The sequence below is a fragment of the Nocardia paucivorans NBRC 100373 genome, assembly GCF_000308675.1.
GTDB lineage: Bacteria > Actinomycetota > Actinomycetes > Mycobacteriales > Mycobacteriaceae > Nocardia > Nocardia paucivorans.
The window spans coordinates 15167-29494 of sequence record NZ_BAGE01000045.1 but is presented as its reverse complement, the minus strand read 5'-3'; the positions used below and the strand labels follow the sequence as shown (position 1 = coordinate 29494).

The 14328-nt window shown below is 65.9% G+C and carries 16 protein-coding genes and 1 other RNA gene; 4 read left to right on the top strand and 13 right to left on the bottom strand.

Going from position 1 to position 14328, the window contains the following annotated elements:
* Nucleotides 1-31: 31 nt before the first annotated feature.
* The 7 genes from ON32_RS15710 to ON32_RS15685 all read right to left on the bottom strand — a co-directional run bounded on the left by ON32_RS15710 (nt 32) and on the right by ON32_RS15685 (nt 6354).
* Nucleotides 32-1438: an acyl-CoA dehydrogenase family protein gene (locus ON32_RS15710; RefSeq protein WP_040791679.1), complete on the bottom strand. Its 1407-nt coding sequence runs from the start codon at nt 1436-1438 to the stop codon at nt 32-34.
* A 184-nt stretch (nt 1439-1622) separates the two neighbouring features.
* A complete protein-coding gene (ftsX, locus tag ON32_RS15705; protein WP_040791678.1) occupies nt 1623-2528 on the bottom strand; it encodes a permease-like cell division protein FtsX in 906 nt (301 codons plus the stop codon).
* A complete protein-coding gene (ftsE, locus tag ON32_RS15700) occupies nt 2528-3217 on the bottom strand; it encodes a cell division ATP-binding protein FtsE (RefSeq protein WP_040791677.1) in 690 nt (229 codons plus the stop codon). The genes ftsX and ftsE overlap by 1 nt, the downstream gene beginning before the upstream one ends.
* Nucleotides 3218-3277: 60 nt before the next feature.
* On the bottom strand, nt 3278-3427 hold the full coding sequence (locus tag ON32_RS28890; RefSeq protein ID WP_157224210.1) for an Rv3103c transmembrane domain-containing protein: 150 nt from the start codon (nt 3425-3427) through the stop codon (nt 3278-3280).
* The gene (locus ON32_RS15695; RefSeq protein ID WP_051133306.1) at nt 3414-4289 is read right to left on the bottom strand and encodes a mechanosensitive ion channel family protein; all 876 of its coding nucleotides are present in this window, start codon (nt 4287-4289) and stop codon (nt 3414-3416) included. The genes ON32_RS28890 and ON32_RS15695 overlap by 14 nt, the downstream gene beginning before the upstream one ends.
* On the bottom strand, nt 4289-5404 hold the full coding sequence (prfB, locus tag ON32_RS15690) for a peptide chain release factor 2 (protein ID WP_040791701.1): 1116 nt from the start codon (nt 5402-5404) through the stop codon (nt 4289-4291). Before prfB ends, ON32_RS15695 begins: the two co-directional genes overlap by 1 nt.
* A 101-nt stretch (nt 5405-5505) precedes the next feature.
* Nucleotides 5506-6354: a helix-turn-helix domain-containing protein gene (locus tag ON32_RS15685; protein ID WP_040791676.1), complete on the bottom strand. Its 849-nt coding sequence runs from the start codon at nt 6352-6354 to the stop codon at nt 5506-5508.
* A 140-nt stretch (nt 6355-6494) separates the two neighbouring features.
* Between ON32_RS15685 and ON32_RS15680 the strand changes: the two genes are divergently transcribed.
* Nucleotides 6495-7088: an NADPH-dependent FMN reductase gene (locus ON32_RS15680; RefSeq protein ID WP_040791700.1), complete on the top strand. Its 594-nt coding sequence runs from the start codon at nt 6495-6497 to the stop codon at nt 7086-7088.
* Between the two features lie 26 nt (nt 7089-7114).
* Nucleotides 7115-7900 carry a histidinol-phosphatase gene (gene hisN / locus ON32_RS15675; RefSeq protein ID WP_040791675.1) on the top strand — a complete coding sequence of 262 codons (786 nt, stop codon included), beginning with the start codon at nt 7115-7117 and terminating at the stop codon, nt 7898-7900.
* A 15-nt stretch (nt 7901-7915) separates the two neighbouring features.
* On the opposite strand, the gene ON32_RS15670 is transcribed toward hisN, so the two are convergent.
* The gene (locus tag ON32_RS15670) at nt 7916-8467 is read right to left on the bottom strand and encodes a DinB family protein (protein WP_040791674.1); all 552 of its coding nucleotides are present in this window, start codon (nt 8465-8467) and stop codon (nt 7916-7918) included.
* Between the two features lie 106 nt (nt 8468-8573).
* Between ON32_RS15670 and ON32_RS15665 the strand changes: the two genes are divergently transcribed.
* Complete coding sequence (locus ON32_RS15665; RefSeq protein WP_040791673.1) at nt 8574-9527, top strand: helix-turn-helix transcriptional regulator; 954 nt, start codon at nt 8574-8576, stop codon at nt 9525-9527.
* Here ON32_RS15665 and ON32_RS15660 read toward each other — a convergent pair.
* Complete coding sequence (locus ON32_RS15660; RefSeq protein WP_051133305.1) at nt 9514-10110, bottom strand: TetR/AcrR family transcriptional regulator; 597 nt, start codon at nt 10108-10110, stop codon at nt 9514-9516. The genes ON32_RS15665 and ON32_RS15660 overlap by 14 nt on opposite strands.
* Nucleotides 10111-10198: 88 nt before the next feature.
* On the opposite strand from ON32_RS15660, the gene ON32_RS15655 reads away from it, so the two are divergent.
* Nucleotides 10199-10936, top strand: a complete 738-nt coding sequence (locus ON32_RS15655; RefSeq protein WP_040791671.1) for an SDR family NAD(P)-dependent oxidoreductase — start codon at nt 10199-10201, stop codon at nt 10934-10936.
* Nucleotides 10937-10999: 63 nt separating this feature from the next.
* On the opposite strand, the gene ssrA is transcribed toward ON32_RS15655, so the two are convergent.
* From ssrA to recQ, 4 genes are all read right to left on the bottom strand, one after another.
* Nucleotides 11000-11369: a transfer-messenger RNA gene (gene ssrA / locus ON32_RS27820) on the bottom strand.
* 89 nt (nt 11370-11458) lie between these two features.
* The gene (smpB, locus tag ON32_RS15650) at nt 11459-11932 is read right to left on the bottom strand and encodes an SsrA-binding protein SmpB (RefSeq protein WP_040791670.1); all 474 of its coding nucleotides are present in this window, start codon (nt 11930-11932) and stop codon (nt 11459-11461) included.
* Nucleotides 11933-11987: 55 nt separating this feature from the next.
* Nucleotides 11988-12230, bottom strand: a complete 243-nt coding sequence (locus tag ON32_RS15645; RefSeq protein ID WP_040791669.1) for a WLR motif membrane protein — start codon at nt 12228-12230, stop codon at nt 11988-11990.
* A gap of 73 nt (nt 12231-12303) precedes the next feature.
* Nucleotides 12304-14196 carry a DNA helicase RecQ gene (gene recQ / locus ON32_RS15640; protein WP_051133304.1) on the bottom strand — a complete coding sequence of 631 codons (1893 nt, stop codon included), beginning with the start codon at nt 14194-14196 and terminating at the stop codon, nt 12304-12306.
* Nucleotides 14197-14328: the final 132 nt, after the last annotated feature.

Here is a 14328-nt window from a genome sequence, read left to right as displayed (position 1 = left end):
AAGTCTCCTGGAAATGAACCCGTGCCGCCGGCTAGACCAACACCACACCCTCGGCCACGCCGATGCCGCGCAGATCGCGGTACCAGCGTTCGACCGGATGCTCCTTGGTGTAGCCGTGACCGCCGAGCAGCTGCACCCCGTCGAGGCCGAACTGCATACCCTTGTCGGTGGCCAGTTTCTTGGCCAGTGCCGCCTCGCGGGCGAAGGTCAGGCCCTGTTCGGCGCGGGAGGCGCCACGCCAGGTGACCAGCCGTAGACCGTCGAGTTCGATGGCGATATTGGCGACCATGAAGGCGACCGCCTGCCGGTGGCTGATGGGTTCGCCGAAGGCCTCCCGCTCGTTGACGTAGGGGATCACGTAGTCCAGCACGGCCTGTCCGGTGCCCACCGCCAGGGAAGCCCAGCCCAGCCGGGCCAGCTGGACGGCGTCGCGGTAGTCGGCGGCGTGCTGTTTGGCGTCGCCGGCGCCGAGCACGGCGTCCGCGGGGATCGCGACATTGTCCAGCACCAGTCGGCCCAGGCCCGCGGCCCGCAGACCCATGCTCGGATCGGCCTCCACCGACAGGCCCTTGGTGTCGGATTCCACGATGAACAGCGCCGGGCGGCCGTCGAGTTCGGCCCCGACGATGAAGATCTCGGCATCGGCCGCGGCCGGGACCAGGCTCTTCACCCCGGACAGCCGGTAGCCGGAGGGGGAGCGCACCGCCTTGGTCTGCAGGGCGAACGGATCGAACAGCGCACGCGGTTCGGCGATGACCACCGACGCCTGGGGCACGTTCTCACCGGCGAAGGCGGGCAGATAGGTCTGCTGCTGAGCGTCGGTGCCCCACTGTGACAGCGCGATCGCCACGCCGCTGGGCGCCAGCAGCGGCAGTGCCAGACCCATATCGCCGTGCGCGAGCGCTTCGGCCACCATCGAGTTGGTGACCGCACCGCGTTCGGTGGCCGCGCCCTCGAGTTCCTCCGGGATATTGATCAAGGTGATGCCGAGTTCGGCGGCCCGCCCGAGCAGGTCCTTCGGCGCGGCCGCGGCCTCATCGGCGTCGTGGGCGGCCGGTCGCAGGATCTCGGTGGCGAATTCGCGCACCGTCTCGACGATCATCTGCTGTTCGTCGGTGGGGGTGAGATCGAAGTAGTCCTTGTTCTTCGTCTCGTTGTCGGCGAGCCGTTTCGGCGCGCCGCCGCCGGCGACCCGGTTGAACACGCGGGTGGCCGCGCCGAGGGTACGGAAACCGGTTTTGGTGCTCTGGTAGGTGACCCGCTCGATCGGCTTGCGCAGATTGTATTTCTCCGCGAGCTCCGAGCCGGTAATGGTCGACATGACCCGCATCGCGGTACCCATCCAGTCCCGCTTGGGCTGATGCAGGCCCACCCCGTTCTCCTGACTGTCGGTGGGATCGGGACGCCGCTTGGTGGCGCTGTCTCGAGTGCTCATCATCACCTGTTTTCTCGGGTGGGGTGAGGTCTGACCCCAGCAACCTTACTCTTGAGTAAGACATATCTTACTGGCAAGTAAGAAGTCCGTCGACAGGTGAAATTCCGACCGTGTACGAGAACCGCCCGGCCGGTATGCTCCGGGACGGGCGGTTGCGGAAATGGATGGATACGAGAGTCGGGCCGCGTCACTCCCGCACATAGAAACGCAGGGTGGCATAGGCGGTGATTCCTGCGAACACCACACCCACCGGTGCGACGATCATGGCGGTCGTGACGATATCGTCCCCGGTGATCTGCGGGAACACCTTGCTCGTGAACAGTTCGCCGAGAGCCCGGTCGATCACCAGCGGACGCGTCAGAAACAGTCCGATCACCGCCAACACCGCCCCCGCCAGCGCGGCCACGACCGCCTCCAACAGGAAGGGCAGCTGGGTATACCAGCGGGTCGCGCCGACCAATCGCATGATGCCGACCTCGGTACGTCGGGTGAACGCGGCGATCTGCACCATATTCGCGATGAGCAGCAGTGCCGCCAACGCCTGGATCAGCGCCAGGCCGAACGCCGCATTGCGCAGCCCGTCGAACAGGCTCACCAGCCGGTCGACGATGTCCTTGTCGTTGCGCACCATGTCCACACCGGGGCGGTCGACGAACTGCTCGTAGATCATCGGATACAGCGACGCGTCGACCATCTTCACCCGTAGCGAGGCGGGAAACAGCGTCTCGCTCACGAACTCCGCCAGTTCGGGCTGATCCTTGAAGGTTTTCTCCCTGGCCTCCTGTAGGGCGTCCTCCCGATTGAGAAACTGCACCGACTCCACCCCGTCGACGGCCTTCAGATCCGACATGAGTGTGCGGCACGGCTCCTGCGAACAGTCCGGATCACCGATCGTGACGTCCTCGGTGAGATACAGCCGCACCTCCAGCCGATCCAGGAAGTACTTCTCGGTCTTGTCCGCGATCCGCACCGCGAGCAGACCACCGCCGAGCATGGTGAGCGATACCGCGGTGGTCAGGATCATCGCGATCGTCATGGTCACATTGCGCCGCAGGCCCTCGGAAACCTCGCCGACCAGGAAACTCGCCCGCATTACCGGCTCACCCCGTACACCCCGTACGCGTCGTCGCGCACCAACCGACCCTGATCGAGCTCGATCACCCGGCGACGCATGGCATCGACGATGTGATTGTCGTGGGTGGCCATCAACACCGTGGTGCCGATGCGATTGATGCGCTCCAGCAGCAGCATGATGTCGGCGCTGGTCTCCGGGTCCAGATTTCCGGTCGGTTCGTCGGCCAACAACACCAGCGGCCGGTTCACGAACGCCCGGGCGATCGCCACCCGCTGCTGCTCACCACCGGACAGCTCGCTCGGCAGCCGATCGGCCTTACCGGCCAGCCCGACCATATCCAACACCTCCGGAACCGTCCGCTCGATGAACTGGCGCCGTTTACCGATCACCTCCAATGCGAACGCCACATTCTGCGCCACGGTCCGCTGCTGCAACAGCCGGAAATCCTGGAAAACACACCCGATTCGCTGCCGTAATTTGGGCACTTTACGTCCCGGCAACCGATCCACCCGGAAATCCGCAACCCGGATCTCCCCGGTGGTCGGTTTCTCCTCCTTGAGCAGCAATCGCAGAAAAGTCGATTTACCGGAGCCGGACGGTCCGATGACGAAAACGAACTCGCCCTTGTCCACCTCGACGGTGATATTGTCCAGCGCGGGTCGCGTCGACGTCTTGTACGACTTGGTGACGTTCCGCATGGTGATCACGGGGAGCCAGTGTAACCACTTGATAACGACGCATGGCCGGCGACACCGTGACCGGATGATTCAGTGATTCCCCCGCAGGATCGCCGAGGTCGTCTGCACCAACGGGGGCGTGCCCTCCGGACCCGTGGTATCCGGTTTGACGAACACATACAGCGCGAGCGTGGCGATCCAGACAACCCCCAGAATCGCCGTCGACCTACGTGGTCGCATGCAGCCCCTCCCGACGTAGCGCGGCGGCCACCCGTACCCGCAATTCCCGCCGCACCTCGAACTGTTTCCCGGGCAGGGTGCGGGCGACCATACGGATATTCATCTGGTCCACGGTCAGATCTTCCAGACCCATCACGGTCGGCTCGTCCAACAGCAACGGTTCGAGTCGAGGGTCCTGGTAGGCCTGCTTGCCCACCTCGTGCAGGATCTCGTTGACCCGATTGAGGTCCGCGCTCGCCGCCACCGGGACATCGATCGCCGCCCGTGCCCAATCCTTCGACAGGTTGGTGACTTTCACGATCTGCCCGTTGGGGATGGTGATAACCTCCCCATCAGAATTGCGCAAGGTGGTGATGCGCAAGGTCACATCCTCGACCGTGCCCTCGGCCGGCTCCGAGGAACCGGGGACCGTAATGCTCACCACATCGCCGAACCCGTACTGCCGCTCGGTGATCAGGAAAAACCCCGCCAGCAGATCCTGCACGATGCGTTGCGCGCCGAAACCCAATGCCGCACCCAGCACCGCCGCCGGAGCGACCAGACCGTTCATCGAGAAACCGAGCCGCTGCAACACCTCCATCACCACCAGCACATAGGCGATGGTCAGGACCACCCAGGTGATCACCTGTGCCAGCGCGTGGCGATGCTTGGCCGCCTCCGAGCGCACCAGCGCGTCGCCCCCCTGGAAACCCTCGTCGATTCGGCGGGTTATCCGATCCCGGACATAGGTGACGAACCTGCCGAACAGCACCACCCCGAGCACGAGCAGAACGATCTCGAGCCCCGAAGAGCGCAACCACGATGTGATATCGGACGAGAGCGACAGGGACAGGGCCAACGGCTCGGTCCCCGACCAACGCATCAGACCACCTGCTCTCGCATTCGCCACCGAATCCCCGACTCGATGAAACCATCGATATCGCCGTCGAGTACCGCCGATGGATTGTTCACCTCGTAATTGGTGCGCAGGTCCTTCACCATCTGATACGGGTGCAGCACATATGAGCGCATCTGATTACCCCAGGACGCGCCCTCGGTGGTCTTGAGCGCATCCATCTGCGCGCGCTCCTCCTGCCGTTTGCGTTCCAGTAGCTTGGCCTGCAACACCCGCATGGCCGCCACCTTGTTCTGCAACTGCGACTTCTCGTTCTGGCAGGTGACCACGATCCCGGTCGGAAGGTGGGTGATACGCACCGCGGAGTCGGTGGTGTTGACGCTCTGACCACCCGGGCCCGAAGAACGGTACACATCCACCCGGATATCGGTCTCCGGCACTTCGATATGGTCGGTGGTCTCCACCACCGGCAGCACCTCGACCTCGGCGAACGACGTCTGGCGGCGGCCCTGATTGTCGAACGGACTGATCCGCACCAACCGGTGCGTACCCATCTCCACCGACAATGTGCCGTAGGCGTAGGGCGCTTTCACCGCGAAGGTGGCGCTCTTGATACCCGCCTCCTCGGCATAGGAGGTGTCGTAGATCTCCACCGGATACTTGTGCCGATCCGCCCAACGGATGTACATGCGCATCAGCATCTCGGCCCAGTCGGCGGCATCCACCCCGCCGGCGCCGGAACGAATATTGACCAGCGCGTCGCGCTTGTCGTACTCGCCCGACAGCAGGGTACGGACCTCCATGGCCTCCACATCGCGGTGCAGCGCCACGCGCTCGGCATCCGCCTCGGCCAGCGCGGCGGTCCTCGCCTCGCCCTCCTCGCCCTCGGCGAGTTCATAGAGCACCGGCAGATCCTCCAACCGCTGCCGCAGCTCCTCGACCCGCCGCAGCTCACCCTGGGCGTGCGACAATTCGCTGGTCACCCGCTGAGCGTGTTCCTGGTCGTTCCACAACTCGGGGTCGGCGGCCTGGTGCTCCAGCTCATCGATGCGGCGGCGCAGCTCCTCGATATCGAGCACCGACTCGACGGTCTTCAAGGTCGCATCGAGTTCGGCAAGGTCGGCGGTTACGTCGGGGTGCACGGTGTTCATTGTGCCGCGCCAGGGGGCGCGGTCTCCGTCGGGGTAGGGGCGGGGTCGTCGAGTTCTGGGTTTGTGAGGTAAGTGGTGGAGTCGGATGGGTGCTAGACGACTCGTAGATTTCCCGGGCGGTGGCCGGTGAGTTCGTCCAGGCGTGCGGTGGTGGTCCGGTCGGCGGGTAGGTAGACGATCAGGCGTTGGTCGTCGTCGGCGGACAGGTCCAGGGTTTCGAAGGCGAGTCGTAGTGGGCCGGTGTCGGGGTGGGTCAGGCGGATGGTGCCGGTGGCGGCAGGCAGATTCGGGACCGTGCGCACTCGGTCGGTGAATGCCGCGCCGGCGGTGACGGTCAGTTGATCGGCCAGGGCGGCGATATCGGGGTCGGCGCGAAAGGGGCCCTGTTTGAGGGTGGCAACCATCTGATCGGCCAGGTGCTCCCAGTCCGGAAAGGTTTGGCGGGCACGCGGATCGGTGAACACGTATTGCGCCAGAACGGGGCGGCGGGCGGACTCGAACAGACCGCTGTGCTCCATGATCGTGCGGTATGCCTCGGTGGCGGCCAGGATTTCGGTCAACCGGTTCACCAGCACCGCGGCCGTCGGCCCGAGCCGGTCCAACAGGGCCGATACGGTCGGGCGCACCTGCCGCACCGGTTCGGCCTCACCCATACAGGTGAAACCGCTGTCGGCCTTGGTCAGCCGATACAGGTGGACGCGTTCGGCGGGGGTCAGGCACAGGGCGTCGGCCAGGGCGGCCAGCACCTGCGGGGAGGGGTTGCGATCGCGGCCCTGTTCGAGCCGGGTGATGTACTCGACACTCACTCCGGCCAGCGTCGCCAGCTCCGCCCGCCGCAGTCCGGGCGTGCGCCGTCGGGGTCCGGTGGGCAGCCCCACCTGTGCCGGTGATACCGCATTGCGACGGCTGCGCAGGAACAATCCCATTTCGTTTTCCGCCACGTGGACACGGTAGCGAGCCGGGACCGGTTTTGGGTGGCCCTGGCACTACCACCATCCGCGCGGTCTTCCTCCCCGGACGGACGCGCAGCAGATTCGAATCCGTGGCGGTCATCGGGACCGCCGGGAAGGATTCGATGTTCATGACCACGGCACTACGGCTCGCGGTGATCATCGGCAGTGTGCGCGAAGGTCGTTTCGGTCCCACGGCGGCTGCGTGGATCGCCGAACAGGCCGCTCGGGACGGGCGTTTCGAGATCGACGTGATCGACCTCGCCGATTTCGACATCCCTCTGGCACTGCCGGCCGTGCCTCCGGCGCTCGAACCGAACCCGCCGCGTCCGGCGGGGTTGGCCGAACTCACCCACCGGTTGGAGCGGGCCGACGCGTTCATCATCGTCACCCCCGACTACAACCGCAGCTATCCCGCCGCGCTGAAGGCCGCCATCGACTGGCATTTCACCCAGTGGCAGCGCAAGGCAATCGCCTTCGTCGGCTACAGCGGCGGTAGCGGCGGCCTGCTCGCCATCGAACATCTCCGGCAGGTGTTCACCGAACTCGACGCGCACACCGTTCGCGAATACGTCTCGTTTCCGCACTATTACCGACTGTTCGGCGAGGACGGGCAACCGCTCGAGCCGAACGAACCGGTCGAGGCCGGCCGGCAGATGTTGGAGCGATTGCACTGGTGGGCCGCCGCACTGGCCGCGGCACGGGCGCTGCCGGCGACGGTTTGAGCGGGCACCCGACTAGTGTTCGGGGTGTGGCTGCACATTCTTCCGATCTCGAACTCGCCCTACGGCTCGCCGACGAGGCGGACGTGATCACGAAGGAGCGATTCGGCGCGCTGGATCTGAAGGTCGACGCCAAACCGGATCTGACCCCGGTATCGGACGCCGATCTGGCGGTGGAACAGGCGGTGCGTCGGATGTTGAAACACGGTCGCCCCGATGATGCGGTGTTGGGGGAGGAGTTCGGTGGCGCCGCGGAGCTCACCGGACGCCAGTGGGTGATCGATCCGATCGATGGAACGAAGAACTTCGTGCGGGGGGTCCCGGTGTGGGCCACACTCATCGCTCTACTCCAGGACGGGGTGCCGGTGGTGGGGGTGGTCAGCGCACCCGCGTTGGGTCGGCGTTGGTGGGCGGCCGAGGGGCAGGGCTCCTGGGTGCGGGTGCATCCGGGTGCGCCCAGGCCGCTCACTGTCTCCTCGGTCGCCGACCTCGACTCGGCCAGCCTGGCCTTTTCCAGCCTGTCGGGTTGGCGGGACCGCGGTCTCCGGGATCGGTTCATCGACCTCACCGACGAGGTGTGGCGCGTGCGTGGTTACGGCGATTTCTTCAACTACTGCCTGGTGGCCGAGGGTGCGGTGGATATCGCCACCGAACCGGAGGTTTCCCTGTGGGATCTGGCGGCCCTGGACATCCTGGTCAGGGAGGCGGGCGGCACCTTCACCTCCCTGACCGGTGAGCCGGGCCCGCACGGGGGCGACGCGGTGGCGACCAATGGTCCGCTGCACGCCCAGGTCCTGGACCGCCTGCGTCCCTGACCGATCCGGCGGGGCTCAGCCCATGCTCTTGGCCCCGTCGATGGCTTCGCGGATGATATCGGCGTGACCGGCGTGCTGCGCGGTCTCGGCGATGATGTTCAGCAGCACCTGGCGCACCGACCAGCTCTCTTCCTCGAACCACGGCGCCTTCGGCAGCGGCCAGGTGGCGTCCAGGTCGGGGACCGTGGCCACTATCTCATTGGTGCGGTGGGCCACTTCCTCGTAATCGGCCAGTACCCCGGCCAGCGTCTCGCCCGGCAGCAAACGGAACTCGTCGGCCCGCGCGGCGAAGTCCTCCTCGGTGAGATCGTCGAAGTCCTTCATGGCCGAGGTGCCGTCCACGATGAAGTTCACCCAACCCTGCTCGACCTTGGTGACGTGCTTGATCAGGCCGCCCAGGCACAGTTCGCTCACCGTGCTCCGCTGCGCGGCCTGTTCATCGGTGAGGCCGCGGGTGGTGAAGCGCAGGAAGAACCGCTGCTTGTCCAGCGCGGCCACCAGATGCGCGCGTTCGCCGGAGAGGGTCCGCTCATCGGTGGGCTGCTCGAGGGCGGGGGTCTGCGCCATGGTTTTCGCCTTTCGTCGTTCGGATGCAGTGTGCTTTCCGGTTCGAAAACCACGCTATGGTCCATAGCGGTCACTTTTTGACCTGAATTGCTCCAGAATTGAGAATATGGCGAATACCAGCACTCGGACGCTGCGACTGCTGTCTCTGCTCCAAACCCACCAGTACTGGCCGGGCACCGAACTGGCGGACAGGTTGGGTGTCTCGGCGCGCACCCTGCGTCGGGATATCGATCGGCTACGGGAACTGGGATATCCGGTCGAGGCGCAGCGCGGTGTCGACGGTGGCTACCAGCTCGCCGCGGGCGCGGCGCTGCCGCCATTGATGGTCGACGACGACGAGGCGGTGGCATTGGTCGTCGGATTGCAGACCGCCGTGCAGGGAGCGGTGGAAGGGGTGGCCGAACCCTCGGTGCGAGCCCTGGCCAAGGTGGTGCAGGTGATGCCCCCTCGGCTGCGTCGCCGAGTCGAGGCGATCCAGGCGATGACCGTCGCCGCGAGTCGGGATGAATCCGCCGCCGTGGGCGTCGACCCGGACGTTCTCACCACGATCGCATTGGCCTGTCGGGACAACGAACGCATCCATTTCACCTATACGGCCGCCGATGGCGAACGTACCGAACGGCATATCGAGCCGCACCGGCTGGTCTCGCTCGGTCGCCGCTGGTATCTGGTCGGTTACGACCTGATGCGACACGATTGGCGCAATTTCCGGGTCGACCGGCTGGCCGAACCACGCCGGGACGGTTCGCGTTTCCGGCCTCGGGAGCTGCCCGCCGCCGATGCGGGCGAGTTCGTCCGCACCCGAATGGACAATCTGCCCCGCCCCTATCGGGTCGAGGTGATGGTCCAGGCCCCGGCCCGGGCGGTCCGGGAGCGGATCGGACGATGGTGCACGGTCGAGGAGATCGACGCCGACCGTTGCCGGGTGCGGATGACGGCCGATTCGCTGGACTGGCCCACCTTCGCGCTGGGGGTGCTCGACGCCGATTTCCGGATCGTCGAACCTGCCGAGCTGGTCGAACAGGTGCGCGACTGGGCGGCTCGGTTCAGCCGCGGGTAGCGATACCGTCCCAGGCGGCCATCGCATTGTCGATGACCTTGTGCGCATCGGCGTGCGAACAGCCGTCCCGGGTTCGGATGGCCAGCCCGTGGAGAACGGTCAGATAGAAGGAGGCCAGGCCGTCGACATCCGCTTCGGCGGGTAGGTCGCCGTCGGCGATACCGCGCCGTAACCGGGCGGCCACCGCTTCGTGGTCCTGTCGGCGCTGGTCGGTCAGCATTTTCCGGATGTGCTCGTTGTCCGGGTTGGTATTGGCTGCCGATAGGACGACCATGCAGCCCAGTGGTGTGGCCGGGTCGAGATTGGCGTCGACCCGTTCGCGCAGCAGCACTTCGATCGCCGTCCGGGCGGTGGGTTGCCGTTCCCACCCGGAGGGGGTCTCGCTGGTGTAGAGCCGCAGCGCCTCGCGGAACAGCTCCTCCTTCGAGCCGAACGCGGTGTAGAGGCTTCGGGTGCCGATTCCCATCGCCGCGGTCAGATCGCTGATCGCCACCCCCTCGTAGCCGTGTTCCCAGAACAGGTGCATGGCCGTTCGCAGGGCGCTGTCGCGATCGAATCCACGCGGCCGTCCGGGCCTCGGCATAACACCTCCACGCTGCGCTTTTGACAGCTCAATGCTATCCGAGGTACCTATTTGTGCAACGATCACTGCACAAATAATGGGAGATCAAATGGGTATCGAAGGTAAGGTTGCCTTGGTGACGGGCGGAAGTCGGGGAATCGGGGCCGCCATCGCCGAGCGATTGGCCGCCGACGGCGCGGACGTCGCGCTGACCTACAACACCTCCGCCGACCGTGCCGAAAAGGTGGCCGCGTCGATTCGTGACGTCGGTCGCCGCAGCCTGGCCATCCACGCCGCCGCGGCCGATCCGCAGGCCGTACCGGCCGCGGTGGATCGGGTGGCCGTCGAATTCGGTCGGCTGGACATCCTGGTCAACAATGCGGGCATCTTCCCCTACGGCACCATCGACGAGCTCACCATGGAGCAGTTCGACGAGACCATGGCCCTACACGTCCGCGCCGCCTTCGCCGCGGCCAAGGCGGCGAGCCGACACCTGGGCGCCGGCGGCCGGATCATCAGCATCGGTAGCAATCTCGCCGAACGGGCATCCCGGCCGGGGTTGAGCCTGTACTCGATGAGCAAGGCCGCGCTCATCGGCTTCACCAAAGGGCTGGCCCGAGACCTCGGCCCGCGCGGAATCACCGTCAATGTGGTCCACCCCGGCTCCACCGACACCGATATGAATCCCGTCGACGGCCCGAGCTCCGATATCCAGCGCTCGGCCACGGCACTCGGCCGTTACGCCTCGGCGGCGGAGATCGCTGCCACCGTCGCGCATTTGGCCGGAGAGGGCGGGAGCTTCATCACCGGGGCATCCATCACGGTCGACGGCGGGGCGAACGCATAACGACGGGCGGTAGGTCTCTGCTCATGAAAAGGGCCTCTCACCCGGTTCCAGGTGAGAGGCCCTTGGTGGAGCTGCCGGGAATTGAACCCGGGTCCTTCGCAGTGTCATCAAGGCTTCTCCGTGTGCAGTCCGCTGTGCCTCTACTCGGATCTCCCGGTCCCGCGGACAAGCCGGGATGACGATCCCAGTCGCTGTGTGCTGTCCCGTACTACTCCGCGACCGAGTCGCACGGTAAGCCCTCTGGCTGATGCCGGCACCGGGACCGAGGGCGAATCCCGGGCCGACAGAGACGCTGTCGCTTAGGCAGCGAGAGCGTACTCGCGCTGATGAGAATCGGCGCTTAATTGGTTGCAGCGACGCTTAACGGTGGTCTCTTGCCTGCACCGACACGCTTCCCCTGAATCAACGTACGAAGTCGAAACCGTTCAGCCCCGTACGTCCCCCGGCACCTTACCGGGGCCAGCTATATTAACACCCCGTTCACGGGAGTTCATTCCCATTATCGCAGTGCTCACATCGGGCCTACCGCATCCCCTTGACGCGGCGACCGATTTCCCTGGTGACCTCGCGTTCGGCGGTGCGTCGGGCGATATCCTGCCGTTTGTCGTAGTTCTGTTTACCTCTGGCCAGGGCCAGTTCGACCTTCACCTTGCCGTCGGAGAAGTACATCGACAGCGGGACGAGGGTTTGATTGCCTTCGCGGGACTTGCCGACCAGGCGCTCGATCTCGCGGCGGTGGAGCAGCAGCTTGCGGACCCGACGCGGCGCGTGGTTGGTCCAGGTGCCGTGGCTGAACTCGGGGATGTGCAGCCCACGCAGCCACACCTCGCCGTCGTCCACGGTGGCGAAGGCGTCCACCAGCGAGGCCTTGCCCTCGCGCAGGCTCTTGACCTCGGTACCGACCAGCGCGATCCCGGCCTCGTAGGTATCCAGGATCGTGTAATTGTGCCGCGCCCGGCGGTTGGTCGCGATGACCTTACGCCCCTTCTCCTTCATAGCGTCCACCTTAAGGCTCCGGAGCAATCGATTTATTCCCCGGTGTGTGTGCGGGTCAGGACGGTTTCAGCATGAGGTAGAGCATCAGCACCGCGACGAACGCGGCGAGCAGCAATACGGTGGACGGTCTCGGCAGGGGGCCGCGTCGGCGGGGGAGGCGACGACCGAGCCAGGTGATCTCCACGACGGGATCTCCGCGTCGCGTGGTCGCCCTGCGGGAACGGGGCGGTTCGCCGCCGTCCTGAGTGTTGTCGTCGGCGTCCGGCTCCTCTCCGCCGGGGTCGTCACCAGAGTCCATGGCACATAACGCTAGTCGGGAGTTTCCCTCCGCGTGGGGATACGAGCCGAGCGGCTCGGTGCTTCTGGTGGGGTTATGGGGCGGAACCGTTCGTCTCGGAAAGGACCTCGAGCACCTGTTCGCCGTATCGGGCGAGTTTGTTCTCGCCCACGCCGGTGACACCGCTCAATGCGGTCAGGTCCGCCGGTTTGCGGGCCGCGATCTCGCGCAAGGTGGCGTCGTGGAAGACCACGTAGGCGGGCACCCCCTGTTCCTTGGCGGTGGCGGCCCGCCATTCGCGCAGTTTCTCGAACAGCCGGCCGTCGGCGTCCGTGAGCTCGACCGCGACACTCTTGGCGGCCTTCGCGGAACGGACGGCACGCACGGGGGCCGGACGTTCCGGTTCGCGGCGTAGGAGCACGGTGCGGCCGTCGAACAGCACCTCGTTACTGGACTCGGTGAGGGTGAGCACACCGTAATCTCCGTGCACGGCCAGCAGCCCCTGGGCCAACAGCTGCCGCACCACACCCCGCCACTCGGTATCGCGCAGTTCGGTGCCCACCCCGAACACGCTGAGCTCGTGATGGTCGTACTGCTGCACCTTCTGATTCTTCTTGCCCAGCAGGATGTCGATCACATGTCCCGCTCCGAAGCTCTGGCCGCGTTCACGTTTCAGCCGTAGCACCGTGGACAGCAGCTTCTGCGCGGCGATGGTGCCGTCCCAGGACTGCGGCGGTTGCAGGCAGGTGTCGCAGTTACCGCACGGCTCGGTGCGCTGGCCGAAGTAGGCGAGCAACTGGGTACGACGGCAGGTCACCGTCTCACACAGGGCGAGCATGGCGTCCAGATGCAGTTGTAGTTGCCTGCGGTGGGCGGCGTCGCCTTCGGAGGCGTCGATGAGTTTGCGCTGCTGCACCACATCCTGCAGTCCGTAGACCATCCAGGCCGTGGACGCCAGGCCGTCGCGTCCGGCGCGCCCGGTCTCCTGGTAGTAGCCCTCGACCGATTTTGGCAGGTCCAGGTGGGCGACGAATCGCACATCGGGTTTGTCGATACCCATTCCGAAGGCGATGGTGGCGACCACCACGAGGCCGTCCTCACGCAGGAATCGGGCCTGGTTCGCGGCGCGGGTGCGGTTGTCCAACCCGGCGTGGTAGGGCACCGCCTCGATACCGTTCTCGGTGAGGAACGCGGCGGTTTTCTCGACCGAATTGCGGGACAGGCAGTAGACGATGCCCGCGTCGCCCGCGTGTTCGGTGCGAATGAAATCGAGCAACTGCCGCTCGGGGCGGTTCTTCGGCTCGATCCGGTACTGGATATTGGGGCGGTCGAAACTGGCGACGAATCGGCGGGCCGCGCCCAGATCGAGTCGGGAGACGATCTCGTCGCGAGTTTTCTCGGTGGCGGTCGCGGTCAGTGCGATGCGGGGGACGTCCGGCCAGCGTTCGTGCAGGATCGATAGCGCGAGGTAGTCGGGCCGGAAATCGTGGCCCCACTGGGAGACGCAGTGCGCCTCGTCGATTGCGAACAGCGCGATCTTGCCGCGGTCGAACAGGTTCGCCGTCGATTCCAGCCGCAGTCGTTCCGGGGCCAGATACAGCAGGTCCAGTTCCCCCGCGAGGAACTGCGCCTCCACCGTGCGGCGCTCGTCCGGGAACTGGGTCGAGTTCAGGAATCCCGCCCGCACCCCCAGCGCGCTGAGGGCGTCCACCTGGTCCTGCATCAGCGCGATCAGGGGCGAGATCACCACCCCGACCCCAGGCCGAACCAGCGCGGGGACCTGATAGCACAGCGATTTACCGCCACCGGTCGGCATGAGCACCAGTGCGTCGCCGCCGTCGACCACATGTCGCACGATCTCGTGCTGTTGCCCGCGGAAGCTCTCGTAGCCGAACACCCGACGTAACACCTCATGGGCCGTATCGCTCCCGGGGTCGGTGGCGGGCGGTTCGAGGTACACGGTGTCGGCGGTATCCACGGCGGCCATCCTACGAGCGTCGCCCGACACGCGAAGACGCGAAAGCCGAGCGACGGCCGCTCGAGCGGATACTGTCCACATGTGGACACAATGGAGTTCACGCCGATCCGCCTCCCGATATCGCTGCTGATGGCTTGTCCG

Excerpts from the sequence above, each read along its gene's own strand:
- ON32_RS15710 (WP_040791679.1), bottom strand. The coding sequence starts at position 1,438 with ATGATGAGCACTCGAGACAGCGCCACCAAGCGGCGTCCCGATCCCACC.
- ftsX (WP_040791678.1), bottom strand. The coding sequence starts at position 2,528 with ATGCGGGCGAGTTTCCTGGTCGGCGAGGTTTCCGAGGGCCTGCGGCGC.
- ON32_RS28890 (WP_157224210.1), bottom strand. The coding sequence starts at position 3,427 with ATGCGACCACGTAGGTCGACGGCGATTCTGGGGGTTGTCTGGATCGCC.
- ON32_RS15695 (WP_051133306.1), bottom strand. The coding sequence starts at position 4,289 with ATGCGTTGGTCGGGGACCGAGCCGTTGGCCCTGTCCCTGTCGCTCTCG.
- ON32_RS15680 (WP_040791700.1), top strand. The coding sequence starts at position 6,495 with ATGACCACGGCACTACGGCTCGCGGTGATCATCGGCAGTGTGCGCGAA.
- ON32_RS15670 (WP_040791674.1), bottom strand. The coding sequence starts at position 8,467 with ATGGCGCAGACCCCCGCCCTCGAGCAGCCCACCGATGAGCGGACCCTC.
- ON32_RS15665 (WP_040791673.1), top strand. The coding sequence starts at position 8,574 with ATGGCGAATACCAGCACTCGGACGCTGCGACTGCTGTCTCTGCTCCAA.
- ON32_RS15660 (WP_051133305.1), bottom strand. The coding sequence starts at position 10,110 with ATGCCGAGGCCCGGACGGCCGCGTGGATTCGATCGCGACAGCGCCCTG.
- ON32_RS15655 (WP_040791671.1), top strand. The coding sequence starts at position 10,199 with ATGGGTATCGAAGGTAAGGTTGCCTTGGTGACGGGCGGAAGTCGGGGA.
- smpB (WP_040791670.1), bottom strand. The coding sequence starts at position 11,932 with ATGAAGGAGAAGGGGCGTAAGGTCATCGCGACCAACCGCCGGGCGCGG.
- ON32_RS15645 (WP_040791669.1), bottom strand. The coding sequence starts at position 12,230 with ATGGACTCTGGTGACGACCCCGGCGGAGAGGAGCCGGACGCCGACGAC.
- recQ (WP_051133304.1), bottom strand. The coding sequence starts at position 14,196 with ATGGCCGCCGTGGATACCGCCGACACCGTGTACCTCGAACCGCCCGCC.